The organism is Glycomyces sp. NPDC049804, from assembly GCF_040674615.1.
Lineage (GTDB): Bacteria > Actinomycetota > Actinomycetes > Mycobacteriales > Micromonosporaceae > Glycomyces > Glycomyces niveus.
Genome location: NZ_JBFAMQ010000001.1, coordinates 467,773 through 490,830, shown reverse-complemented (window position 1 = coordinate 490,830; position 23,058 = coordinate 467,773). Strand labels below are relative to the sequence as shown.

The 23,058-nt window shown below is 69.8% G+C and carries 22 protein-coding genes, 1 other RNA gene and 1 pseudogene; 7 read left to right on the top strand and 17 right to left on the bottom strand.

Features of this window, described 5'->3' with window-relative positions; genetic code table 11:
• Window positions 1-68: 68 nt before the first annotated feature.
• On the top strand, window positions 69-773 hold the full coding sequence (locus AB0K52_RS02265; protein ID WP_363524908.1) for an MOSC domain-containing protein: 705 nt from the start codon (window positions 69-71) through the stop codon (window positions 771-773).
• A 116-nt stretch (window positions 774-889) separates the two neighbouring features.
• Here AB0K52_RS02265 and AB0K52_RS02260 read toward each other — a convergent pair whose 3' ends face one another.
• The 4 genes from AB0K52_RS02260 to AB0K52_RS02245 all read right to left on the bottom strand — a co-directional run bounded on the left by AB0K52_RS02260 (window position 890) and on the right by AB0K52_RS02245 (window position 5,194).
• Window positions 890-1,573, bottom strand: coding sequence for a hydrolase (locus AB0K52_RS02260; RefSeq protein WP_363524905.1), 684 nt, complete (start codon window positions 1,571-1,573; stop codon window positions 890-892).
• A 61-nt stretch (window positions 1,574-1,634) separates the two neighbouring features.
• Window positions 1,635-2,495, bottom strand: coding sequence for a 3-methyl-2-oxobutanoate hydroxymethyltransferase (panB, locus tag AB0K52_RS02255; protein ID WP_363524902.1), 861 nt, complete (start codon window positions 2,493-2,495; stop codon window positions 1,635-1,637).
• A gap of 143 nt (window positions 2,496-2,638) precedes the next feature.
• On the bottom strand, window positions 2,639-4,375 hold the full coding sequence (locus AB0K52_RS02250) for an NAD+ synthase (RefSeq protein WP_363524899.1): 1,737 nt from the start codon (window positions 4,373-4,375) through the stop codon (window positions 2,639-2,641).
• Between the two features lie 60 nt (window positions 4,376-4,435).
• The gene (locus AB0K52_RS02245; RefSeq protein WP_363524896.1) at window positions 4,436-5,194 is read right to left on the bottom strand and encodes a sulfite exporter TauE/SafE family protein; all 759 of its coding nucleotides are present in this window, start codon (window positions 5,192-5,194) and stop codon (window positions 4,436-4,438) included.
• 31 nt (window positions 5,195-5,225) lie between these two features.
• Between AB0K52_RS02245 and rnpB the strand changes: the two genes are divergently transcribed.
• Both rnpB and AB0K52_RS02235 read left to right on the top strand, forming a co-directional pair.
• An RNA gene (gene rnpB, locus AB0K52_RS02240) (RNase P RNA component class A) lies at window positions 5,226-5,612 on the top strand.
• Between the two features lie 31 nt (window positions 5,613-5,643).
• Window positions 5,644-6,423 carry a hypothetical protein gene (locus AB0K52_RS02235; RefSeq protein ID WP_363524893.1) on the top strand — a complete coding sequence of 260 codons (780 nt, stop codon included), beginning with the start codon at window positions 5,644-5,646 and terminating at the stop codon, window positions 6,421-6,423.
• Here the strand turns inward: AB0K52_RS02235 and AB0K52_RS02230 are convergent.
• The 3 genes from AB0K52_RS02230 to AB0K52_RS02220 all read right to left on the bottom strand — a co-directional run bounded on the left by AB0K52_RS02230 (window position 6,420) and on the right by AB0K52_RS02220 (window position 8,432).
• On the bottom strand, window positions 6,420-6,854 hold the full coding sequence (locus tag AB0K52_RS02230) for an NUDIX domain-containing protein (protein ID WP_363525060.1): 435 nt from the start codon (window positions 6,852-6,854) through the stop codon (window positions 6,420-6,422). The genes AB0K52_RS02235 and AB0K52_RS02230 overlap by 4 nt on opposite strands.
• Window positions 6,855-7,054: 200 nt before the next feature.
• Complete coding sequence (locus AB0K52_RS02225; RefSeq protein WP_208495189.1) at window positions 7,055-7,501, bottom strand: cytochrome c oxidase subunit 4; 447 nt, start codon at window positions 7,499-7,501, stop codon at window positions 7,055-7,057.
• A 10-nt stretch (window positions 7,502-7,511) separates the two neighbouring features.
• Window positions 7,512-8,432 (bottom strand): cytochrome c oxidase subunit II, encoded by a 921-nt coding sequence (locus tag AB0K52_RS02220; protein ID WP_363524890.1) that lies wholly within the window; start codon window positions 8,430-8,432, stop codon window positions 7,512-7,514.
• A gap of 141 nt (window positions 8,433-8,573) precedes the next feature.
• Here AB0K52_RS02220 and AB0K52_RS02215 point away from each other — a divergent pair, with 141 nt between their 5' ends.
• Both AB0K52_RS02215 and AB0K52_RS02210 read left to right on the top strand, forming a co-directional pair.
• Window positions 8,574-9,689 carry an aminotransferase class V-fold PLP-dependent enzyme gene (locus AB0K52_RS02215; RefSeq protein ID WP_363524887.1) on the top strand — a complete coding sequence of 372 codons (1,116 nt, stop codon included), beginning with the start codon at window positions 8,574-8,576 and terminating at the stop codon, window positions 9,687-9,689.
• 166 nt (window positions 9,690-9,855) lie between these two features.
• Window positions 9,856-10,464, top strand: coding sequence for a superoxide dismutase (locus AB0K52_RS02210; protein WP_363524884.1), 609 nt, complete (start codon window positions 9,856-9,858; stop codon window positions 10,462-10,464).
• Between the two features lie 219 nt (window positions 10,465-10,683).
• Here the strand turns inward: AB0K52_RS02210 and AB0K52_RS02205 are convergent.
• Window positions 10,684-11,262, bottom strand: a pseudogene (locus tag AB0K52_RS02205) (TetR/AcrR family transcriptional regulator); the annotation flags it as partial.
• A gap of 62 nt (window positions 11,263-11,324) precedes the next feature.
• Between AB0K52_RS02205 and AB0K52_RS02200 the strand changes: the two are divergent.
• Window positions 11,325-11,795, top strand: coding sequence for a GNAT family N-acetyltransferase (locus AB0K52_RS02200; protein ID WP_363524881.1), 471 nt, complete (start codon window positions 11,325-11,327; stop codon window positions 11,793-11,795).
• Between the two features lie 150 nt (window positions 11,796-11,945).
• Window positions 11,946-12,368 carry a hypothetical protein gene (locus AB0K52_RS02195; protein ID WP_363524878.1) on the top strand — a complete coding sequence of 141 codons (423 nt, stop codon included), beginning with the start codon at window positions 11,946-11,948 and terminating at the stop codon, window positions 12,366-12,368.
• Window positions 12,369-12,464: 96 nt separating this feature from the next.
• On the opposite strand, the gene AB0K52_RS02190 is transcribed toward AB0K52_RS02195, so the two are convergent.
• The 9 genes from AB0K52_RS02190 to AB0K52_RS02150 form a co-directional block, all read right to left on the bottom strand.
• Entirely contained in the window at window positions 12,465-14,102 is a 1,638-nt protein-coding gene (locus AB0K52_RS02190; protein WP_363524875.1) for a hypothetical protein, read from the bottom strand.
• A 354-nt stretch (window positions 14,103-14,456) separates the two neighbouring features.
• On the bottom strand, window positions 14,457-15,497 hold the full coding sequence (locus tag AB0K52_RS02185; protein ID WP_363524872.1) for a dipeptide ABC transporter ATP-binding protein: 1,041 nt from the start codon (window positions 15,495-15,497) through the stop codon (window positions 14,457-14,459).
• Window positions 15,487-16,512 carry an ABC transporter ATP-binding protein gene (locus tag AB0K52_RS02180; protein WP_363525057.1) on the bottom strand — a complete coding sequence of 342 codons (1,026 nt, stop codon included), beginning with the start codon at window positions 16,510-16,512 and terminating at the stop codon, window positions 15,487-15,489. Before AB0K52_RS02180 ends, AB0K52_RS02185 begins: the two co-directional genes overlap by 11 nt.
• 17 nt (window positions 16,513-16,529) lie before the next feature.
• A complete protein-coding gene (locus AB0K52_RS02175) occupies window positions 16,530-17,450 on the bottom strand; it encodes an ABC transporter permease (protein ID WP_363524869.1) in 921 nt (306 codons plus the stop codon).
• A complete protein-coding gene (locus AB0K52_RS02170) occupies window positions 17,443-18,453 on the bottom strand; it encodes an ABC transporter permease (protein ID WP_363524867.1) in 1,011 nt (336 codons plus the stop codon). The genes AB0K52_RS02175 and AB0K52_RS02170 overlap by 8 nt, the downstream gene beginning before the upstream one ends.
• Before the next feature lie 95 nt (window positions 18,454-18,548).
• Complete coding sequence (locus AB0K52_RS02165) at window positions 18,549-20,213, bottom strand: ABC transporter substrate-binding protein (protein ID WP_363525054.1); 1,665 nt, start codon at window positions 20,211-20,213, stop codon at window positions 18,549-18,551.
• A 247-nt stretch (window positions 20,214-20,460) separates the two neighbouring features.
• The gene (locus AB0K52_RS02160; RefSeq protein WP_363524864.1) at window positions 20,461-21,165 is read right to left on the bottom strand and encodes a PfkB family carbohydrate kinase; all 705 of its coding nucleotides are present in this window, start codon (window positions 21,163-21,165) and stop codon (window positions 20,461-20,463) included.
• Between the two features lie 184 nt (window positions 21,166-21,349).
• Window positions 21,350-21,721: an iron-sulfur cluster insertion protein ErpA gene (erpA, locus tag AB0K52_RS02155; protein ID WP_208495201.1), complete on the bottom strand. Its 372-nt coding sequence runs from the start codon at window positions 21,719-21,721 to the stop codon at window positions 21,350-21,352.
• Between the two features lie 181 nt (window positions 21,722-21,902).
• Complete coding sequence (locus AB0K52_RS02150) at window positions 21,903-23,021, bottom strand: glycerate kinase (protein WP_363524861.1); 1,119 nt, start codon at window positions 23,019-23,021, stop codon at window positions 21,903-21,905.
• Window positions 23,022-23,058 lie beyond the last annotated feature (37 nt).

Genomic DNA, 23,058 nt, shown 5'->3' with positions numbered 1-23,058 from the left:
GTGCTTGCGAGCGTGAACTGAATGTGGTAAACGGCGGCAGGAACGTGAGTCTAGGTACAGTTGCACGCATGTTCGCAGGCGAGATCAAAGGATTGTGGCGCTACCCCGTGACGGGCATGCGGGGCGAGTCGCTGCGGTCGGCCGTGGTCGACTTCGACGGACTGGCCGGGGACCGGCTGTTCCGGCTGTTCGAGCCGGGCGAGGACAAGTCCTTGTGGGGCGGCAGCCACCCGAAGCTCATGGGCTGGGAGGCGGCGTGGCCCGCGCAGTGCGGCTGCGCCGACGCGGTGTCGGGCGTGCCGGTGCTGTACGAGCCGGGCGGGGCCGCCTGGGCCTCCGATGAAGCCGGGCTCCCCGAGCGACTGGCCGAGACGATCGATGCCGAGAAGGGCGTCGAATTGCGGAAGGTCAATGGAGCCAACGGACGGATGCTCGTGGTCTTCGAGTCCAGCGTGCGGCGGTTGGGCGAGCAGCTGGGCCGCGAGGTCGACGTGATGCGGTTCCGCCCGAACGTGATCGTGGACGCCGATCTGGAGCCCTTCGCGGAGACGGCGATCGAGCCCGGCGCGGCGATCCGCTTGGGCGACCACGAGTTCACCCTCGACAAGCCGTGCGAGCGGTGCGTACTCCCGAGCTGGACCCCGGACGGCACCAACGTCCGCGACATGGGCCTGCACAAGCACATCATCACTGAGCTGGGCAATCACTTCGGCGTCTACGTGCGGACCAGCGATTCGGCCACGATCAGGGTCGGCGACCGGATCGCCGCGTAGCGCTCCGTGAAAGGCAAGGGCGCCCTGAGCCGGGGATCGGTCGGCTCAGGGCGCATTCCCAGCATAAGGCGTGGGTGCGACAAGCTGGGTTCACGCGGCGCGCTTCCCGGCGGGCCTCACTTCCGCTCGGTCACCCAGCGGTGGATGAACGGGTACAGCTCCTCAAGGGACGGCGCCGCCGCGGTGGCGCGCGGCCAGGGCCGCCCGTAGTGGTCGATGTACGCGGTCGCGCAGCCGCGGTCGGCGGCGGGGGCGAGGTCGTTGCGGGGGATGTCGCCGATGCTGAGCAGGGCCTCGGCCGGGCGCTCCTCGAGCAGCTCGTCGAGGATCGAGTCCATGCTCTCGGGCTTGCCCGCGTCGCCGATCACGTGGTCGAAGAGGCCGTCCAGCCCGAGGCGCTCGAGCGAGGGCTCGAGGCTCGACGCGGGAGCGTTCGTCACCAGCGCCACTTCGACGCCGCGCGGCAGGCCCCACACGAACTCCTGGAAGCCCTTCGGTGCCCAGATCGCGAACTCGCCGGCGGCCATGCGCTTGCGGGTCTCGGCGTACGCCTCGGCGCGGATCAGGTCGTCGACGCCGAACTCGCCCGCGAGGCGGCGCACGGCGTTGTCGGCGTCGTAGGCGTCGAAAGTGGAGGCGGTCGTGGGCTTGCCGGCGACGAACGCGGCGTGCGCGGCCAGGAAGGCGCGCTCGTCCTCGCGGTCGAGGTGGGAGGCCACGAGGCGGGCGTAATGGGTGGCGTGCTCGGTGCCGAGCCGCACGGTGCCGTCGTAGTCGAACAGCAGGATGGCGTCGTTCACGTACTGAGACGCTACGCGAAAGGCCGCCCCGCCCAAAGGGCAAGGCGACCAGACTCACGACTTATTCGAAGCTGTGGGCCTTCGTGGGGAACTCCCCGGCCCGCACCTCGTCGGCGAAGGCCTTCGCGGCGTTCTGCAGGACGTCGGCGACCTCCGCGTAGCGCTTGACGAACCGCTGCGGGCGGCCGCGGCGGAGCCCGGCCATGTCCTGCCAGACGAGGACCTGCGCGTCCGTGTCGGGCCCGGCCCCGATGCCGATGGTGGGGATCGGGATCTGCTTGGTGATCTCGGCGGCGACCGAGGCGGTGACCATCTCGAGGACCACGGCGAACGCCCCGGCGTCGGCCACGGCGTGCGCGTCGGCCTCGACCTCGGCGGCCTGGGCGTCGCGGCCCTGCACCCGGTAGCCGCCGACCGCGTGCTCGCTCTGCGGCGTGAACCCGATGTGGGCCATGACGGGGATGCCCGCGCTGGTGAGGGCCCGGATCTGGTCGGCCATGCGGCGGCCGCCTTCGAGCTTGACGGCGTGGGCGCCGGCCTTCATGAACCGCACGGCGGTCTCGAGGGCCTGCGCTGGTCCGGCCTCGTAGGAGCCGAACGGCATGTCGGCGACGACGAGGGTCCGCTCGGTCGAGCGGGCGACGGCCGCCACCAGCGGCACGAGCTCGTCGAGCGAGACCTGGAGGGTCGTCTCGTAGCCGTAGACGTTGTTGGCGGCCGAGTCGCCGACGAGCAGCGCCGGGATGCCGGCCTCGTCGAAGAGCGCGGCCGTGTACATGTCGTAGGAGGTCAGCATCGCCCACTTCTCGCCGCGCTCTTTGGCTTCGATGAGGTGGCGGGTGCGGACGCGTTTGACGTTCTTGCCCGGCCCGTACAGGCTCGGGATCTCGTCGGGGGAAGTGTTCGTCGATGCGGACGTCATCGTCGTGCTCCTGAATCTCCTCGTGGCCGGCCTCGCCGGTCCCCGGGCATTACCGATCCAAACTAACGCTCGTCGATGTCCTTGTCATCCGTCGAAGCGTTGCTGTGACAAATCACCCGGGGCGCCGGCCCCGGGTGAGACGACTACTTCCCGCGGAAGTGGTTGGTGATCGGGAGTCTGCGGTCGCGGCCGAAGGACTTCACCGTGATCTTCGTGCCCGGCGCCGACTGGCGGCGCTTGTACTCGGCGCGGTCGACGAGCCCGGCGATGCGCTCGACCACGTCGGCCGGGTAGCCCTGCTCGACGAGGTCCTCGCGGCCCGCGTCGCCGTCCACGTAGCCGACGAGGATGCCGTCGAGCACCGCGTAGTCCGGCAGCGAATCGGAGTCGAGCTGGTCGGGGCGCAGTTCCGCGCTCGGCGGCTTCAGGATGATGTTCTCGGGGATCGGCTCGGTCTCGCCCAGGCCCCGGGCCTTCTCGTTGCGCCAGTTCGCCAGCTCGTAGACCAGCGTCTTGAGCACGTCCTTGATCGGCGCGAAGCCGCCGCACGAGTCGCCGTACAGGGTCGAGTAGCCGACGGCGTACTCGCTCTTGTTGCCCGCCGCGAGCACGAGGTGCCCGTGCTGGTTCGACAGGGACATCCAGATCACGCCGCGCACGCGGGCCTGCAGGTTCTCCAAGGCCAGTCCCGAGACGGCGATCTCGGAGAGGTAGGTGTCGACGATCGGCTGGATCGGCTCCACGACATGGTGGAGGCCGCAGCGCTCGGCGAGGTCGGCCGCGTCGTCGAGCGAGTGCTGCGACGAGAACTGGCTGGGGTTCGCGACCGTGTAGACGCGGTCGCCGCCGATCGCGTCGCGGGCGAGTACCGCGGTGACGGCCGAGTCGATGCCGCCCGAGAGGCCGAGCAGGACCGACGGGAAGCCGTTCTTGTTCACATAGTCGGCCAGGCCGAGGCGCAGGGCCTCCCAGACCTCCTCGAGGCGGTCGAAGTCGGGCGCGAAGGACGGCTCGATGCGCGTCTCGACCGTCGCGGGCTCCTCGGAGAGGACGTGCAGCGACGTGCTCATCAGCGACGACGAGTGGTTCGCGATGCCGCGGCCGCCCGCGGCGGCGCATTCGACGTCCGTGACCAGCAGCTCGGAGGCGAAGCGGCGGGCGCTCGAGATGATCGAGCCGTCGGCGCCGACGATCATCGTGCCGCCGTCGAACACCAGGTCGTCCTGGCCGCCGACGGTGTTCAGGTACGCGACCGGGGCGCCCACCTGCGCGGCGCGCTCGGTGACGACGGCGATGCGCCGCTCGTGCTTGCCCTGCTCGTACGGCGAGGCGTTGATGTTGATCACGAGGCCGGCGCCGGCCTCCTCGGCGACGGTGAACGGCACGCCGCCCCACACGTCCTCGCAGACGGTGAAGGCCACGTCGACCCCGCCGATGCGGGCGAGGTGCAGCTCATGGCCCGCGACGAACCAGCGGTCCTCGTCGAAGACCCCGTAGTTCGGAAGATGGTGCTTGTAGTAGCGGAACAGGACCTTGCCGTCCTGAAGCAGCGCCAACGCATTGCGGATGCCGTGACCTGTGGTGGAGCCGACGGGGCCGTCCGCGTCCAGATATCCGACGGCGACGGGCAGCGATCCGTTCCCGTCCGCGGCGAGTTCTTCGGCGAGGCGGACGAGGCGGTCGCGGCTGGCCTCCACGAACGAGTGGCGCAGCGCGAGGTCCTCGACCGGGTAGCCGGTGAGGGACTGCTCGCCGGTCGCGAGCAGGTGCGCCCCGGCGGCCGCGGCCGCGGAGGCGGCCCGGCGGATGAGGTCGGCGTTGTGGTCGAGGTCGCCCACGATGGGGTTGTCCTGGGCGAGTGCGATTCGGAGCGTCGGCATAGGCCTATTCTTCCGCGCCCGCACCGGCCCCGTCACCGGAGTTCCGGGAAGTGGTCTGGATCAGAGCGAGCGGACCAGCAGGACCCCGGAGAGCACGAGGCCGTAGACGACGATCGCGATCCGAAGCGGCCGTTCGGGAATGCGCTGGAAGACCCGGGCCCCGACGTACCCTCCGATGAACGTCGCGGGCACGAGCACCCCGATCGCCCACCACGCGACGTCGGCCCAGACGCCGTACATGACCGTGGTCACGACGCCCACGAGCATCGTGCAGAAGTTCTTGAGCGCGCCCACGCGGCCGAGCGTCTCGGAGACGCCCATGGCGATCACGGCCATGAGGATGAGCCCCAGCGCGGCGTTGAAGTACGAGCCGTAGAGGCACCCGGCGAACACGCCGATGTGGAGGACCGCGGGGTGGAGCGCGCGGCCGCCGTTGAGCTTGGTGACCTTCCGGTTCACCCACGGGCCGATCGCCATGAGCACGGTCGCGGCGAGCACCAGGAACGGCACGATCGCCTCGAACACCGAGTGCGGGGTGTTGAGCAGCAGCAGCGCCCCGCACGCCGACGCGACGAGCGCGGTGGGGATGAGCAGCAGCGCCCGGCGCTTCTGGCCCCTGAGGTTCTCGCGGGACCCGACCGCGGCGGCGGCGTAGGCGGGGGCGACGGCGATGCCGTTCGTGGCGTTCGCCTGGAGCGGCGGGACGCCGACCGCCATGAGCGTCGGGTAGGTGATGAGCGAGCCGCCTCCGGCCACGGCGTTGAGGCCGCCGCCGAGGAGGCCGGCGAGCAGCAGAGCGGAGACCTGGAGCAGATTCATGGCTCAGGCAGCGTACGCTTGACCGCTGGAACGAGTCGGCCAGGCGGTCGCGGCGGATGCGGGAGACCACATCCGGCGAGGAACGTCCGGGCTCCACAGGGCAGGGTGGTTGCTAACGGCAACCCGGGGCGACCCGCGGGACAGTGCCACAGAAAGCAGACCGCCAGTCTCGACTGGTAAGGGTGAAACGGTGGTGTAAGAGACCACCAGCGCCGCCGGTGACGGCGACGGCTCGGTAAACCCCACCCGGAGCAAGGTCAAGAGGAGCCGCGAGGCTCTGCGTGAAGGTCCGAGGGCGGCCCGCCCGAACCCCGCCAGGGGTGCCTTCACGGGTAGACCGCTCGAGCGCGTCGGCGACGGCGCGCCTAGATGGATGACCGCTCAACGACAGAACCCGGCGTATCGGTCGGCTCGTTCCACTGCTTGTACCCCGAGTGTGAGGGCGGTTGATGTTCGAGGTCGTGGGTGCGAGCAGGGCCGGCGGGGCGGCGGCCAATGAGGATTCGTTTCGGCACGGGGATTCGTGGGCGCTGGTCCTGGACGGGATCACGCGGTATCCCGATGACGGTTGCGTGCATGATGTGCCGTGGTACGTCGAGGGGCTGGGGGCGGCGGTCGCCGCCCGGGTCGGGGACTCGCGGATCGGGTTGAAGGCGGTGCTGGCGGAGGCCATCGAGGCGGTGAGCGCCCGGCATGCGGGGACGTGCGATCTGGGGAATCCGGTGACGCCGGGGGCGACGGTGGGGATCGTCCGGGTCGCGGGTGCGAGCGTCGAGTGGCTGGTGCTCGGGGATTGCGAGGTCTCCAGGCGCGGGCGGGACCCGTACATCGAAGGGAAGTCCGACGGGAGGCTGCTGCGCGTGCCGGACCGGCCTGAGTCGGTGGACGTGGGCGGAGTCTGGCGGTGGCCGGTCGAGTACGTCGCGCGGGTGCGCAATCGCGAGGGCGGGTACTGGGTGGCGGCGGCCGATCCGGGGGCGGCGGCAATGGCGTTCACCGGGTCCTGGCCGGTGGAGTCGGCCGATGAGCTGCTGCTCTGCACTGACGGGCTGACCAGGTTGCATGCGCATCCGGAGTACACGTCGCACCTCATGTTCGAGGTGGCGGCGGCGGAGGGCGTGGAGGCGCTGATCGATCTCGTGCGGGAGTTCGAGGAGCACCACCCCGCGGCCGGCGGGTGGTCGAAGCGCCATGATGACGCGACCGGGGTGCTGGTGCGGCTCCGCTAGTCGGCCAGGGGGCCGAGGCCGTAGTGGGCGAGGAGTTTCGCGGTCGCGCGGGTCATGTCGGGGAGGTCGTCGACGGGGTGCCAGCCGGCGTCCCAGACCTCGTGGCCGTCGACGAGGATCTGGGTGGCCTCGGGGTCGCGTTCGAGGTGGAAGACGTTGTCGACCCAGCGTCCGGAGGTGTGGACGACCGCGCACGGGTTGGCGGGGACGAGCTCGGCGAGGTCGGCTTCGATGCCGGTCTCCTCGGCGAGTTCGCGGCGGGCGCCCTCGATGGGCTGCTCGCGGCGGTTGAGGAGGCCCGCGGGGAGCGTCCAGCGCTTGCCGGGGGGCTGGCGGAGCATGAGCAGCCGTTCGCGTCCGGCGTCCATGACGAGGACGACCGATCCGAGCGTGTAGGTCGGCGTGGCGATCCGCACGATCCGGCGCCGCATCGGGTGCGGCAGGTTGTAGAACACGACTCCGGCGAGGCGCCGCAGCAGCGGCGCCTTCCGGCGCTGCACAGAGGGAGTCACCGCCACACCCTACCCAGGGGGTCCGAAACGGTGTGCAGGCGGCGTGGCGGACCCGTTGGGGCGCCGGAAGACACGACGACGGCCCGGCGCTGTCGCGCCGGGCCGTGGTCGGAAGTGCGCTACTGCGGGCCGAGCTTGCGGGTGCCCGTGTAGTACTCGAAGGTGAGGCCGCCGACGGCGAAGAGGATCGCGACGCCGCCCGCGAACATCATCCACGGGAGCCAGAACACGACGCCGAGACCGGCGAACACGGCGGTGAACGCCAGGCCCAGCGGCCAGTACGAGCCGGGGCTGAAGAAGCCGACCTCGCCCGAGACGTCGGAGATCTCGCCGTCGGGGCGGTCCTCCGGGCGCGGGTCGATGCGGCGGGAGATCACCCAGAACACCAGCCACACCATGCCGGTGAGCAGGCCCGAGAAGATCAGGGCGACGGTGCCGACCCATTCGACCTCGCCCGGCACGCCGTAAGCGGGGTTCTCGTTGTACCAGGTGACGTACCCGTAGATGGCCGCGAAGATGAACATCGAGACCATCACGATGAAAAAGAGGCGGTTCTCAGTCTTCATTGGTGCTCCCCTAGCTCGCTTCGCCAGTGGCCTGGTCGGTGTCGAACGGGTGGGTCGTGACGGCGTAGGGCTCCTGGCCGATGGACTCCAGCGCCTCCGGCGTGGTCATGCCCTCGACGCGGGCGTTCACGAACGCCTCGTAGTCCTCGGGCGAGACGACGCGCATCTCGAAGTTCATGAAGGCGTGGTAGGCGCCGCAGAGCTCGGCGCAGCGGCCCACGAAGGTGCCCTCGGAGTTGAAGTCGACCTCCCAGCGGGTGGTCTGCGCGTCCGAGCCCGGGATGAGGTCGCGCTTGAAGAGCAGGTCGGGGACCCAGAAGGAGTGGATGACGTCCTCGGCGGTGCCGACGAAGCGGACATCGTCCTCGTTGGGGACCACGATGACCGGGATGTAGCCCGAGTCGCCGGTCTCGGTGACGGGCTGGCCGTCGGCGCCGACGAGCGGTTCGCACTCGCTGTCGGAGTAGGTGAACTGCCAGTTCCACTTGAACGCGGTCACGTTGGTGCAGGACTTGGGGTCCTCGCTCATCTCGGTGACGTTGTCCTGCACGACCACGGTGTAGTAGAAGAGGACGCCGATGAGCACGAACGGGAGCGCCGTGAAGGTGAGCTCGGCGGGCAGGTTGTACTTGGTCTGGCGGGGCAGCTCGGTGTCGCTGTCCTTCTTCTTGTAGGCGGCGATGCACCAGAAGGTCAGGCCCCAGACGATGACGCCGACCGCGAGCGCGGCGACCGTGGATCCGATCCACAGGTCGAACATCTGCTCGGACTGGGTCGTGGGGCGCGTGCGCGGCCAGCCCAGGTAGAACGCGTCGTCAAGGCTGCACCCCGCGAGCACGATCGGGAGCAGCGCGGCGATCCCGGTGAGACCTATCGCGCGGCGGGCTCGGCCGCGACGTTCTCGGGACGGTTTTCCGACCACCTGTCTCATGCCTTTCTCAGCGCTCGGCTCCGCGTCCGCCGCCGGGCGGGCGGCAAGGCGCAGATCTTGACGGCAAGAGCCTACTGCTTGGCCCGGGCCCGGGAGTGCAAGGGGTTGGGTTCGCGGCGGGATGTCTTCTACATTTGACAGGTGACCGACACGTACTTCGACGGCGCGACCGCGCAGCCGCCCCATCCGGCGGCCCGCGATGCTTATGCTGCGGCTTTGTCGGAGGGCTGGGCGGGGCCGGGCAGACTGTACACATTGGGCCGGCGGTCGCGGATGCTGCTGGAGGCGGCCCGCCAGTCGGCGGCCGCGTCCCTGGGCGTGAGCCCTGATGAGGTCACTTTCACATCGAGCGGGACACAAGCCGTGCATGCGGGCCTACTCGGCGTCATCGCCGCGCGGAGCGAGCCGGGGCCGCTGGTGCACAGCGCGGTGGAGCACTCGTCGGTGCTGCACGCGGCCGCGTGGCACGAGCGTTCGGGCGGGGCCGTCGTCTCGGTGCCGGTGGACCGGCTGGGGCGCGTGGACGCCGACCCGCTGGCCGGGATCGAGGACGCGTCGGTGCTGGCCGTGCAGAGCGCGAACCACGAGGTGGGCACCCGCCAGCCGATCGCCGAGATCGCGGCGAACGCCGACGGCGTGCCGCTGGTGGTGGACGCGGCGGCGAGCCTGCCGTGGGAGCCGGTGCCCGAGGGGTGGTCGGTGCTGGCCGCCAGCGCCCGGAAGTGGGGCGGGCTGGCGGGGGCCGGGATCCTCGTGGTGAGGAAGGGGACGCGCTGGCGCAACCCGTTCCCCGGGGAGGACGCTTCTATCCGGGAGGCGATCGGCGAGGTCGACGTGCCGGCGGCGGTGGCCGCGGCGGCGTCGCTGCGGGCGGTGGCGGCCGAGCGCGGGGAGCTGTCGAAGCGGGCGCGGGCGATGACCGAGCGGATCCGCGAGCACATCGCCGAGACGGTGCCGGAGGTGGAGCTGCCTGGCGATCCGGTGGACCGGTTGCCGCACATCGTCACGTTCTCGTGCCTCGGGGTGGACGGCGAGGTGCTGCTGACGGAGTTGAACCGGGCGGGGTTCGCGGTGTCGTCGGGTTCGGCGTGCGCTTCGACGCGGCTGCGGCCTTCGCATGTGCTGCAGGCGATGGGGGTGCTCAGTCACGGGAACGTGCGGGTGTCGCTGCATCGGGAGACCACTGAGGATGAGGTGGACCGGTTCCTGGAGGTGCTGCCGGGGATCGTGGAGGGCATTCGGCGGCTGTCGCGCTGAGCCCTGGTTGGGGTTGCGGGCCTTGGGTTTTCGAGGGTCGTTCGGACTCTGGTCCTAAGACGATGGGGATCACGGGGCGACCCGTGCCCGGTGCTATTGCACATGACTTGCAACTGTGAAAGTGTGGCGACAACATTCGCACCGCCGATGATTGAGAGAGGCGACGATGACCGTCTACACGCTGCCCGACCTGCCCTACGACTACGGTTCGCTGGAGCCGCACATCAACGGGCACATCCTGGAGCTGCACCACGACAAGCACCACGCCGCTTACGTCAAGGGCGCCAACGACATGCTCGAGCGCATCGACGAGGCGCGCGAGAAGGGCGACTTCACCGGCATCGTGGGCCTGGAGAAGACCCTCGCGTTCAACGTCTCGGGGCACGTGCTGCACTCCCTGTACTGGGAGAACATGAGTCCGGACGGCGGCGGTCGCCCGGAGGGCGAGCTGGCCGAGGCGATCGACGAGCACTTCGGGTCGTTCGAGGGCTTCCACGGGCAGCTCTCGGCGGCGACGACGCTCGTGCAGGGGTCGGGCTGGGGCGTGCTGTCGTACGAGCCGACCTCGAAGCGGCTCATCGTGGAGCAGGTCTACGACCACCACGGGAACGTCGCGCAGTCCTCGGTGCCGCTGCTGGCGTTCGACGCGTGGGAGCACGCGTACTACCTGCAGTACAAGAACGTCCGCCCGGACTTCGTGAAGGCGATGTGGGAGGTCGTGAACTGGCAGGACGTGGCGGCGCGATACGCGGCGGCGACCGCGAAGGCCGCTTAGCGGGCCTCGTGACGGGCCGCTTCGGGGCGGCCGTCCCCAACCCCCACCCTCCCGAGAGGGGCAGAGAAGGTAGGCCCAGCCTGGCAGCCGGGTCCGACAAGAATCCGCGCTGCCAGGCCGTTCCCGCCGGAACTTCACCCGGAGGCGGGAAGCGAGGCGAGGGCTCCGCGCCTTCCGAGCGCGTAAGGCCGGACCGAGTCCCAGTGCTTCGAGCATCTGGTCGAGCGCCGCCTCTTGGGCGGCCGGGCTGTAGGTCTGGGGGTCGAAGCAGGCGAGTTGGGCGGCGCCTTCGGCGACGCTCATCAGGGCGAAAGCGGCGGTGGCGACCCGTGCGCTCCCCCAGTCGGGGGCCGAGGCGGCCACGAGGCGGGAGACGCGGTCGCGCCGGGCCCGGTTGTTCTTGCGGTGCAAGCTGATGAGCTCGTTGTCGCCGACCGAGGCCGCGAGGAAGCCCGTCCAGACCAGGGCCTCCTGGGCGGCGTCCGCGTCGAGCGCCATGCCCTGGGCGAGAATCGCCCGGAGGGCCTCTCGCGGTGTCGCGGCCTCGGCTTCGAGGCGTTCGACACGGCCTCGGGTGCGCTCGTGCAGCAGGTCCCGGGCGTGGGCCAAGAGGGCCTTGCGGCCGGGGAAGCGGTGCATCACGAGACCCGTGGTGCATCCGGCCGCGGCGGCGACGGCGCGGATCGTGAGGTGCTCGATCCCCTTGCCTGCCAGGGTGCTCCAGACGGCCTCGGAGATCCGCTCCTGCTGCGCCTCGTGATCGGCTCGGCGTGCGATGGCCCGCTCCCCTCGTAGCATCCTGTCGTAACAAGTGTTACCGTAACATCTGTTACGACCACTGCGACGGCGAGGACCCCACCATGCAGACCACCGCCTCCTGGACCATCGAAGCCCGCGACTGGGAAGACCGGCAAGGCATCGCGCTGCGCGCCGGCCAGCGCGCCGAGCTCGACGAGCGCTACGGCTGCGACGACCACGAGCCCGGCCCGCTGCCGTCCGCCCAGGACGTCGCGGTGTTCCTCATGGCCTTCGGACCGGACGGCGCCGCGATCGGCTGCGGCGCGCTCCGCGAGCTCGACGCCGAGTCCGCCGAGATCAAGCGCATGTACGTCGTCCCCGGTTCGCGGGGCTCCGGCGTCGCCGCCGCCCTGCTCGCCGCGCTCGAGGACGCCGCCCGCGACCGGGGCTGGACCACCGTGAAGCTCGAGACCGGCGACGAGCAGCCCGAGGCGATCCGCTTCTACGAGCGCGAGGGCTACCACCGCATCCCGCGCTTCGGCCACTACGCCGACTGGGACATCTCGGTCTGCTACGCGAAGTCCCTCCGCTAGCGATCCGCTGCATCGCGGGCCGCCGGCCGCTTGCAGCAAGGCCGCCCATGACCTCCTCGAAGCCTGGGTGCGGGTACCGGGGAGCACCTAGGCTCGGCGGTGGGCCGCGCGCACCCGAAGGCGCGGCCGCCGAGCCGAGAGGAGCCGACCATGGGAAGACCCGACGCGCCGCGGCCTGAGGACGCCCCGAACCGACTCGACGACGAGGGCCGCAAGACCGGCCTGTGGGCCGAGGAGGACGCCCACGGCGGCTTCGTCGTCGGCGAGTACGTCGCGGGCCAGCGCGAGGGCATCTGGCGCCACTACGCGGACGACGGTCGCCTGCGCTCCGAGGGCGGGTACGCGGACGGGCTCCTGCACGGGCAGTGGACGTGGTGGCGCGCGAACCGCCAGCTGCTGCAGCGCGGCGACTTCGACCACGAGAAGCGCCACGGGCTCTGGGAGCGCTGGACGGCCGAGGGCGCGCTCATCGACAGCGGCCGCTACGAGCAGGACGAGAAGGTCGGCGAGTGGCACTACTACCACCCCGACGGCACGATCAAGAGGACGACGGTCCACAAGCCCCGCAAGTGACAGCGCCGCAGTTGACCGGGCCGCGAGTGCGCGGCGGCCGGTGTACGAGGGCGGCCCCGCCGAGGCGGGGCCGCCCTCGTGCACGGGCGGCGGTGCTCAGTCTTCCTGCGTCCCGGTGAGGACCGATCCGCGGCTCCCCTCCCCCATCGAGCCCACGTTGGTCCGCGCGCCCTCTCCCACCGCGCCGACGAACAGCGTGCCGCCCGCCTCGTTGGTCAGGGCGTACACGACCTTGATCTCCTTCGCGACCTTGCCGATGTGCTGCTCGAGATCCGTGGGGTCGATGGCCGTCCCGCAGTGCTCCTTCACGGTCTCCAGTGCGTGCCCGATCAGTTCCAGGACGTTGCGTTCGGCCTTGAACGGCTGGTTCATCAACGGCACGGGATCGGAGCCGAATTCGCGCAGTCCCTGGAGGGGCCCGCAGTCCTCGTAGCCCGGTTTGAGACTCCTGCCCGCCCAGCGCCCGGTCCGCTGCAGCCAGCCCCACACCGTTCGGCGGAGGCTGACCGGCGTTTGCGGAACCAGCAGCGGCGCAACGAGGAACCCGACCACCATGGAAGAGGCGACGAGTCCGATCCGCTTGCCCGGCCCGCCTCTGAACAGGTCGTAGCGGCGGTCGGTGCGGAACAGCGTGTGCGGCCGGAACTCGAGGTACAGCGATTCCGCGCTCACCAGGAACCGGCAGAGCACGTTGGTCACCAGCTCGCCTCGCTCGTCCGTCAACTGGAGCCGCAGGTACGCCCGCTGCCCCATTTCGGGGTCGGCGCGGACTTCGGCGAAGTCCTTGAACTTGCGCCCCTTGACCTTCCACCGCTTGAGCCAGTACACCGGTTTCGTGACAAGGGAGTCCGGCACCTGGATCTGCTCGATCACCTCCAGGCGGGTCGTGGCGCCGTGTCCCGCGTCCTCGTCGGTGAGCGAGGCGAAGCGGGCCTTGACGGCCGCGATGAGGCCCTCGACGTCCGGGGCGGGCTGCGGTCGCCCGGCGGCGTCGACCAGCGGCACGTGGATCTCCCGGCCGAAGGGTTCCTCCTTGCCGAAGCCGGTGAAGCGGTCCCCGGGGTTCCCGCGGTGGATCACGATCTCCGAGCGCTGGATGCGGTCGAGGTCGTCGGCCCGCGGGGACCAGAGCGACCACGGATCGCGCTTCTTCGGGATCCGGAGGATGCGGATCGCGCGGTACAGGGCCATCGCCGAAACGACCGCTCCCAGCGTGAGGACGTCGGGCCCGGGGAACTCGTACCGCCAGTTCAGGCCGAAGTACTCTCGCCACGTCGTCACGAGCGCCCAGGTGCTGACAAGCAGGAGGGCGAGCAGCGCCATGTCCTTGCGGTTGAGCATCCTGGCCACTTCGAACTGCACGGGCGAATGCAGCCGGGTCGCGGTTCGCTGGACCGCCCAGGCCACGATGAGCCAGCATCCCATCGTGAGGAAGAGGTTCATCCGTTCTTGGTCGGTGGCGCCGTTGACGCGCCAGACGAGGCAGGAGACGACGAGCAGCATGGTGACGCCGTCGATGGTCCGGGCGCGGCGGGCGTGCCGGGCGATCAGCGACAGGTCGACGCCGGGGCTGGGAGCGAGTGCGCGGTCGCGTCGCGAGCTGTCGTCGAGGACCTTGTTCCTGAACGCGGGGTCCGTGTACGAGGCCACGGAGAGATTGGTGGTCGCATCGCTCGCGCGATCCGACGCGGGCCCGCCGATCCCGAAGGGCCGGCGGGAGGTGGCGTTCTCCATCGCGAGACGGTCCGGTCACCGGCCTCGCGGTGCGGCTGCCGGGCGGATTATCGCGCCGATGGACCTGGACGGATGGCATTGGAGTTCGCACGATGCGTATCGGCGTGCAGTCATGAATCAACTCCCTGAGTCGGAACCCGATGAGGAACGCGCGCAACTGTTCGATCGGTAATGCCGAATCCACAACGCAGTAGAATGTTACCGACCAGTTTATTGTCACGCCTACAAAAGGTAGGGGCGTTCAGTCTATCGCGAGGATCGATCAGCTCCCTCTCGCGGTCGGGAAAGAATAGCAGCGGCCGACCCATCATCCTCTTTGGAGAGAACGAGCGGCGGCCGCCCAGCGCCCGCAGGCTATTTCACGGCGTGGGTGACGTCCCTCTCCTCGGCGTAGAAGCAGGCGGTCGGATGCGTGCCCTTGTCGCCCACCGCGAGCGTGGGGACCTCCTCGGCGCAGTCGGCGGCCGCCTTCCAGCAGCGGGTGCGGAAGCGGCAGCCCGAGGGCGGGTTGATCGGGGACGGGACGTCGCCTTGGAGGACGATCTCGTCGCGCTGGCCGCGCAGGTCCGGGTCGGGGACCGGGACGGCCGAGAGGAGCGCCTGCGTGTAAGGGTGGCGGGGGTGGTCGTAGATGTCGCGGCCGGTGCCGCGCTCGACGACCTTGCCGAGGTACATGACCGCGACCTCGTCGGCGATGTGGCGCACCACCGAGAGGTCGTGGGCGATGAACACGTACGCCAGGCCCAGCTCGTCCTGCAGCCGCTCCAGGAGGTTGATGACCTGCCCCTGGATCGAGACGTCCAGGGCGCTCACCGGTTCGTCGCAGACGAGCACCTGCGGGCGCAGGGCCAGCGCGCGGGCGATGCCGATGCGCTGGCGCTGGCCGCCGGAGAACTGGTGCGGGTAGCGGCTCACATGGTCGGGGCTGAGCCCGACCATGTCGAGCAGCTCTTTGACCTCGTTGGCGCGCTTGGCCTTGGGGATGACGTCGGGGTGGATCTCGAAGGGCTCGCCGACGATGTCGCCCACGGTCATGCGCGGGTTGAGCGAGGTGTACGGGTCCTGGAAGACCAGTTGGACGTCCTTGCGGAACGGCCGGATCCTGCGGGCCGAGAGGTTCCCGATCTCATTGCCGTGCAGTTTGATCGAACCCGAGGTGGGGGCCTCGAGGCCGACGAGGAGCTTCGCGAGCGTCGACTTGCCGCAGCCGGACTCGCCGACCACGCCGAGGGTCTTGCCCGGGAAGAGCCGCAGGTCCACGCCGTCCACGGCCTGCACCTTCCCGACGGTGCGCTTGACGACGACGCCGCGCTGGATCGGGTAGTGCTTCACCAGGTCCGTGGCCTCCAGGACCGGCTCGGTGCTCGTGTCCGCTTGGCCCAGTTCAGCGTTCATCGGCGTAGACCTCCTCGGCGAAGTGGCAGCGGCTGCCGTGGTTCTCAGACGGTTCGAGCCACGGCGGGACCTCCGCGGCGCACTGGTCCTCGGCGGCGAAGCAGCGCGGATGGAACGGGCAGCCGCTCGGCAGGCTCGCCGGGTTCGGCGGCAGGCCGCGGATGACCTCGAGCTCCTGGCCGACCGTGTCGACGCGCGGGACCGCCCGCAGCAGCGACTTCGTGTACGGATGGGCGGGGCGCTTGAACGCGTCGCGGATGCCGGCGCGCTCGACCACCTCCCCCGCGTACATGACCGCCACGTCGTCGGCGACGTCGGCGACCACGCCGAGGTCGTGGGTGATGAGGATCAGGCCCATGTGCCGCTCGGCCTGGATGCGCTTGAGCAGCCGCATGATCTGGGCCTGGACCGTGACGTCGAGGGCCGTGGTGGGCTCGTCGGCGATGAGGATCTCCGGGTCGAGCGCGAGCGCCATCGCGATCATGACGCGCTGGCGCATGCCGCCGGAGAACTGGTGCGGGTAGTCCCCGACCCGGCGCTTCGCGTCGGGGATGCCGACGAGGTCGAGCATCTCGACCGCCTTCTTCCTGGCGTCGGCGCGGCTGAGGCCGCGGTGGACGCGGAAGAGCTCGCCGATCTGGAAGCCGACCGACCAGAGCGGGTTCAGGGCCGAGAGGGCGTCCTGGAAGACGATCGCGATGTGGTTGCCGCGCACGGTCCGGCGCATGTCCTCGTCCTGCTTCAGGAGGTCGACGCCGTGGAGGAGGACGCGGCCGCCGGTGATGTGGCCGGGCGGCGTGTCGAGGATGCCCATGATCGCCTGGGAGGTCACGGACTTGCCCGAGCCGGACTCGCCGACGACGGCGAGCGTGCGGCCCTGCTCGAGGGTGAAGCTCGCCGAGCGGACGGCCGGGATCCGCCTGCCGCGCACCTGGAACTCGACGCGCAGGGCGTCCACTTCGAGCAGCGGGGCGTTCAGGTCGGCGCCCGGGAGGGTGTCGCCGATGACGCGCATGGTCTCTGCCACCGGTCTCACCTCAGCTTCGGGTCGAGGGCGTCGCGCAGGGCGTCGCCGAAGGTCGCGAACGCGAACACGGTCAGGATGAGCAGGGCGAGCGGCCAGGCGAAGAGGTAGACGTACCCTCCGCCGGCCCACTCGGTGCCTTTGGAGAGGAGCACGCCCCAGCTGGTGGCGGGCGGTTGGACGCCGATGCCGAGGACCGCCAGGGCCGCCTCGGTGACGATGATGCCGCCGATCGTGGTCGGGACGACGGCCGTGACCGGGACGATCGCGTTCGGCAGGAGGTGCCGGAACATGATGCGGCGGTCGCTCGCGCCGAGGCATTTGGCGGCGACCACGTAGTCCAGGTTCTTCGTCTCCAATGTGGCCGCCCGGGTGTAGCGGCAGAACTCCATCCAGCCGAACAGCGTGAGCGCGATCGCCGGGGCGGCGATCGTCCCCACGAGGGTGTCGGCCGACACGCGCCCGCGGAAGAGGCTCAGGATCAGGATGGCGCCCATGAGCATCGGGATGACGATGAAGACGTCGAGGGACCGCGAGATGAGGGCGTCGATCCACCCGCCGTAGTAGCCGGAGAGCAGTCCGAGCACCAGCCCGACCAGTACCGAGACGACGATGACGCTGAGCGCCAGCGCGATCGTGGGCCTCGTGCCGTGGACGAGGGTGGAGGCGAAGTCGCAGCCGAACGCGTCGGTGCCCATCGGGTGGTCGCCGGTGAACCAGGTGTCGGGACGCAGTTTCGCCTCGCGTCCCAGGCACACGGTCGGGTCCTTGTCGGTGAACAGCCCCGGGAACGCCGCCATGGCGAACACGAACAGCAGCACCGCGGTGGCGATGATGACATCGGGGCGCCGGCGCATGGTGCGGAAGGCGTCCGACCACAGGGACGCCTGGCGTTCCTGGGCGGCGATCGGCGCGGTCAGCTCACTCATAGCGGATCCTGGGGTCGAGTGCGGCGTAGAGGAGGTCGACGATGAGGCTCACGAAGACCACGACGAAGGCCGAGACGGTGAGCCCGACGATGACGAGGTTGCCCTCTTGGCGCTGCACCGCCTGGAAGATCATCCGGCCCATGCCCGGGATGCCCATGACGCCCTCGGTGAGCACGGCCCCGGAGAGCATGAACGCGAACAGGAAGCCGATGCCGGTGACGATCGGGATCATCGAGTTGCGGATGACGTGCACGATCGTGATGCGCATCGGCTTGAGCCCCTTGGCCTTCGCGGTGCGCACGAAGTCCGAGCCGAGGTTCTCCAGCTGGGCGGCGCGGATGAGCCGGGTCATGGTCGCGAGGCCGACGGTCCCGACGATGATGCCGGGGATGATGATCGTCGTCCACGGGTAGTCGGCGTTGTAGTTCGGTCTGAACACCTGGCCCATGAAGGATTCGGTGCCCCAGATGTCCCTGGCCCAGCGGGTGAGCGGCACCGCCACGATGTAGACGTAGGACAGCAGGATGAGGAAGACGGGGACGGAGTCGGCCAGGATCGTGGTCCCGCGCACGGTGTGGTCGATGAACTTGCCCCGGTGCCGGGCTGCCCAGGTGCCGAGCACCATCGAGACGACGACGAGCGTGATCGTCGCGAACACGAACAGCCGCAGCGTGTTCGGGATGTAGATCCCGAGGAGCTGGCCGACGTCGCGGTTGCCGTTGAGGGTGGTGCCGAAGTCGCCTCGGGCGAAGTTCTGGAGGCGGTCGACGAACGGCGCCAGGCACGGGTCGCCCACGCGCTCATAGCATTTGTTGTCGAGCCCGTAGAGCCGTTCGACCTGGGCGAGCATGCCCGGGTCGGGCGTGCGGTCCCCGCCGAAGAACAGCAGCGCGGGATTGCCCCTGACCTGGACGGACAGCGCCGTCAGGTAGTGCAGCAGGAAGAGCACGATCCCGAGGGTGAGGAGGGATTGGAGGAGGCGTCTGATGATGTAGCGTCCCATGGTTCTTTCCAAGTCCAGAGCCGCCGAGGGGGCCCGCCGCGGGTCTGCTCGCGCAGCCGCGGCGGGTGCCCCCGGGCGGTCTTCAGTTGTAGGCGCTACTCGACGACGGTGACTTCTCGGAGCTCGCAGTCGCCGCCCGGCCCGCTGTAGATCGGGTGGACGTACACGTTCTCGAGCCGGTCGGTGTAGAAGTAGTTGAAGCGCTCGCCGAAGACCGGGACGCTCGGCATGTCCTCGGCGAGGATCGCCTCGGCCTCGGCGTAGAGGGCCACGGCCTCGTCGAGGGTCGCCGCGGAGCCCGCTTCGGCGATCTTGGCGTCGTACTCGGCGTTCTCCCAGCCCTGGTCGTTGACCGAGGGGCCGCCGCCGTAGATCGGCTCCAGGTAGTTCTCGTTGAGGTTGTAGTCCGGGCCCCAGCCGGAGCGGAACGGCCCGTCGAGGTTGTGCTCCTCGCGGGTGGCGAGGAACTCGGGGAAGTCCATGGTGACGAGCTCGTACTCGATGCCGAGGCTGTCCTTGATGGAGTCGCCGATGGCGCGGAAGATGTCGACGTTGTCGTTGGAGTCGTTCACCCAGATCTTCAGCTTCTCGCCCTCGGGCCAGCCTCCGGCCTGTGCGAGCAGGTCGGCGGCGGCGGCGGGGTCGTAGACGCAGTACTCGCCGCAGGAGTGCGTGCCGCCGCCGAGGATGGAGTCGGGGACCCACTGGTCGAGCGGGTAGAAGCGCTCGGGGCCGACCACGTTCGCGACGCCTTCGCGGTCAATGGCCATCGAGAAGGCGCGGCGCAGGTTGACGTCCTGGAACTTCGGGTCGTAGAGCGGGAATCCGAGCATCAGGATGCTCGGGTCGTCCTGCTGGATGTGCCGCTCGCTCAGGTCGGGGTCGTTCATGGCGTTCTCGTAGTCGGCCGCGGTCGGGCGGCAGACGTCGATGTCACCGGTCAGGAAGTCCGCCCAGCAGTCGTCGCCTTCGAGGTAGACCTTCCAGTTGACCTGGTCGATCTGAGCGGGCATGTCGCCCTTGTAGTCCTCCCAGCGGACCACGGTGCCGCCGTTCTCGACGTCGTACGGCTCTTCGAACATGAAGGGGCCGTTGCCGATCGGCTTGGCCTCGCAGGCTTCGAGGTCGGCCAGGCACTCCTCGGCCACCGGGTAGAACGCCTCGTATCCGAGCATCGTGGGGAAGCCGATGAAGGGCGCGGTCAGCTTGACCTCGATGGTGAGGTCGTCGACCGCGGTCACGCCCGAGAGGTGGGTGGTCTCGATCGGCGCCCACTCGGGGACCTCGGGGTCGGCCCACTGGTCTTCGGGCAGCGGGTCGGGGTTCATCTCCGCCCAGCCCTCGAAGGTCCCGAAGAAGTAGTTCAGCGGGAGCGAGTTGGAGGCGTAGGCGGTGCGGTCCCAGGAGCGGATGAACGCGTCGGCGTTGACCGGCTCCCCGTTGTGGAAGGTCAGGCCGTCCTTGATCTTGATGGTCCAGGTCTGGTTGTCGGGAGAGGAGATTCCTTCGGCCACCAGGTTCTTCGGCTCACCGGTCTCACGGTCGTAGTAGACGAGGCCGTCGTAGACGTTCTTGATGATCCGGTAGCCCTCGGACTCGCCGGAGCCTCCGGGGACGAGGCTGCGGATCTCGCCGATCTGCATGTTGACGGCGCCGCCGCTGCCGCCGCCCTCACCGTCGACGTCGCCTTCGTCTCCGGCGCAGGCGGCGGTCGCCACCGTCATCCCGGCGGCGGCAAGCGCCGCCACCGTCATTCGCATTCGTTTCACGAGGGTCTCCAGAGCGTGTGAGTGGGTCGTGGGATAACTCACACCATGGCGCACAACACCATCAAAAGATAGAGTGCGTTGTGAAATCGTTACCATGCAGACGGTTGTCGGAGACCTTGGGCTGCAATTATTTCGTCCGTATTGCCTGCGGAATCCCAATTAATGAGACACGTGTTTCCGCTGTGCACCCTAGGGACGCTTGATCACTGCGCGTCCACACTCCATTGCGCTCGTGGACTCAATCCGGCAGGAGGTACGCCGACGCCTCAGCCGCGGCGGCCGGTCCGTAGGACTGCTCCAGGCGGTGGACGAACTCGACCGGGTTGACCGCATACCCTTGCGGCCCCACGGTTTCGAGGGCCAGCGCGGTCATCTGGGAGCCGACCTCGGCGGCCCGCCGCAGGCCCATGCCCCAGCCCAGTCCGGCCAGGAGGCCGGCGGTGAAGGCGTCGGCCGAGCCGGCGGGGTCGATCATCTCGCGGTTGCGCGCGAAGGGGACTCGGATGCGGTCCATGTCGTGGCCGGCGATCTCGACGCCGTCCTGGTCGAGCGTGGTGACGCGGACGCGCACGCGCTCGAGGATCTCGTCGTCGCTCAGGCCGGTGGTGGCCTGGAGGAGCTGGTAGCGCTCCTGGGTCGAGACGAGGAACTTGGCGCCGGTGAGGAACTCGACGGCTTCGTCGCCTTCGAGGTCGCCGGGGTCGGCGCTGAACTCGAGGCCGAGGTCGCGGCACTGGTCGGCGTAGGCGTGCATGGCCTTGGCCTCGCCGGGTCCGATGTGGACGAGGCGGAGGGTGCCGCCGCGCTCCATGACCTCGATGAGGTCGAGTTCGTCGCCGTCGATCACGACCGGCTCTTGGCCGAGCCGGGTCATGCCGTGGCCGACCGTCTCAGCGGTCGCTCCGGTGACGGCGGTCTTCATGCCTTGCAAGACGAGTGGCACTGGGATTGTCCTCGTTCAGTCGGGGACGCGAATGATGTGTCGGATGGAAGCGCCGCTGGCGCATCGAGATCGGGCGGTGGGGCCCGTGGTGGGAGCAGCCAGCCTAGCGCATGGCTCAGCCCGGCCGATCCGGAGATCGACCGGGCTGACGGTGCTCTGTAACGACAGCTCGAACCGATCCCTCTTAGTGGAAGGAGTCGCCGCAGGCGCAGGAGCCCTGGGCGTTCGGGTTGTCGATGGTGAAGCCCTGCGCGTCGATGCGGTCGGCGAAGTCGATGCTCGCGCCGATGAGGTAGGGGATGCTCATCTTGTCGACCACGACGCCGAAGCCCTCGTAGTCCTGGACGGTGTCGCCGTCGCGCACGTCGGTGTCGAAGTACAGGCCGTAGCGCAGACCGGAGCAGCCGCCGGGGCTGACCTCGACGCGGAGGCGCAGGCCCTCCTCGCCTTCCTGCTCGATCAGGGCCTTGACCTTGGTAGCGGCCGCGTCCGTGAGCACGACGCCGACCTTGGTGGCGTTGTCCTTGACGTCATCGGTCTGCTGAGTGGCGCTCACTAGCAACTCCCTCGTGGTGTGTGCGAGATCCGAGTCGATCGGGTCCCTTCGACAGGTCAACAGTACCCAACGGGTGGAGGGTCGGCGTTATTCCCACCGCGGAGCGAAGGGAATCTGCGACACAGTCCGGAGGTCACTCACCCGCAGGTGACGTGTTCTGATGACCAGTCCTCGACCGTACCTACTCCGGCCATTCCTTCGCCACCTTCTCGGCGAGGGAGGTGAGGCCTTCGACCGGTTCGCGCATGGCGGCCTCGGGGCTGCCGAGGAGGGCGGCGACGGAGTGGACGCCGGCGAGGTCGGGGTGCACGTCGTTGGAAAGCTCGGTGAGGTCGGAGCGGCCGGCGAGGACCAGGCAGGGCTTGCCGTGGGCGGCCGCGCCGGCGGCGACTTCGGCGGCGAGCTTGCCGCGCAGGCTCTGCGCGTCGAAGGAGCCTTCGCCGCTGATGACGAGGTCGGCTTCGGCGATCTTGGCGTCGAGGCCGATGGCGTCGCAGGTGAGGCGCGCACCGGATTCGCGGCGGCCGCCGAGGAGGAAGAACGCGAAGCCGAGACCGCCGGCCGCGCCGGCGCCGGGGAGTTCGGAGGCGCCGACCGGGCCGAGGCGGCGTTCGGCGAGTTCGGCGAAGGAGGAGAGGGACATCTCCAGGAACGGCAGCGCGGTGCCGGTGGCGCCCTTCTGCGGGCCGAACATGTAGGTCGCGCCGTGGGGGCCGAGGAGCGGGGAGTCGACGTCGGTGGCCGCGATGAACTCGACGCCGCGGGTGCGGGCGTGGCCTTCGATGCCGGCGGCGGCGGAGAGGACGCCGCCGCCGTAGGGCAGCGCGGCGCCGGTCGCGTCGAGGAGGGTGAGGCCGAGCGCGGTGAGCATCCCCGCTCCGGCGTCGTTGGTGGCGGAGCCGCCCAGTCCGACGACGATGCGGCGGGCGCCGGTCTCGACGGCGTCGGCGACGATGAGGCCGAGGCCGTAGCTGGTGGTGCGGCGGGGGTCGCGTTCGGCGGCGTCGAGGAGGTGGAGGCCGCACGCGGCGGCGGACTCGATGTAGGCGGTCTCGCCGTCGCGCAGGTAGTCGGCTTTGACGGGGCGGCCCAGGGGGTCGCAGGTCTCGACGGTGCGGCGGACCGCGCCGGGGAGGGCGTGGGCGAGGACGTCGACGAAGCCGGGGCCGCCGTCGGCGAGCGGCAGCGTGGTCACGGTGTCGCCGGGGCGGGCGCGGCGCCAGCCCGCGGCGACGGCGTCGGCGGCTTCGGCGGCGCTCATGGTGCCGGCGAACTTGTCGGGAGCTATGAGGATGCGCACACCCAGAGCCTAGCGGAGGCCCGGACGCTGGGTGTAA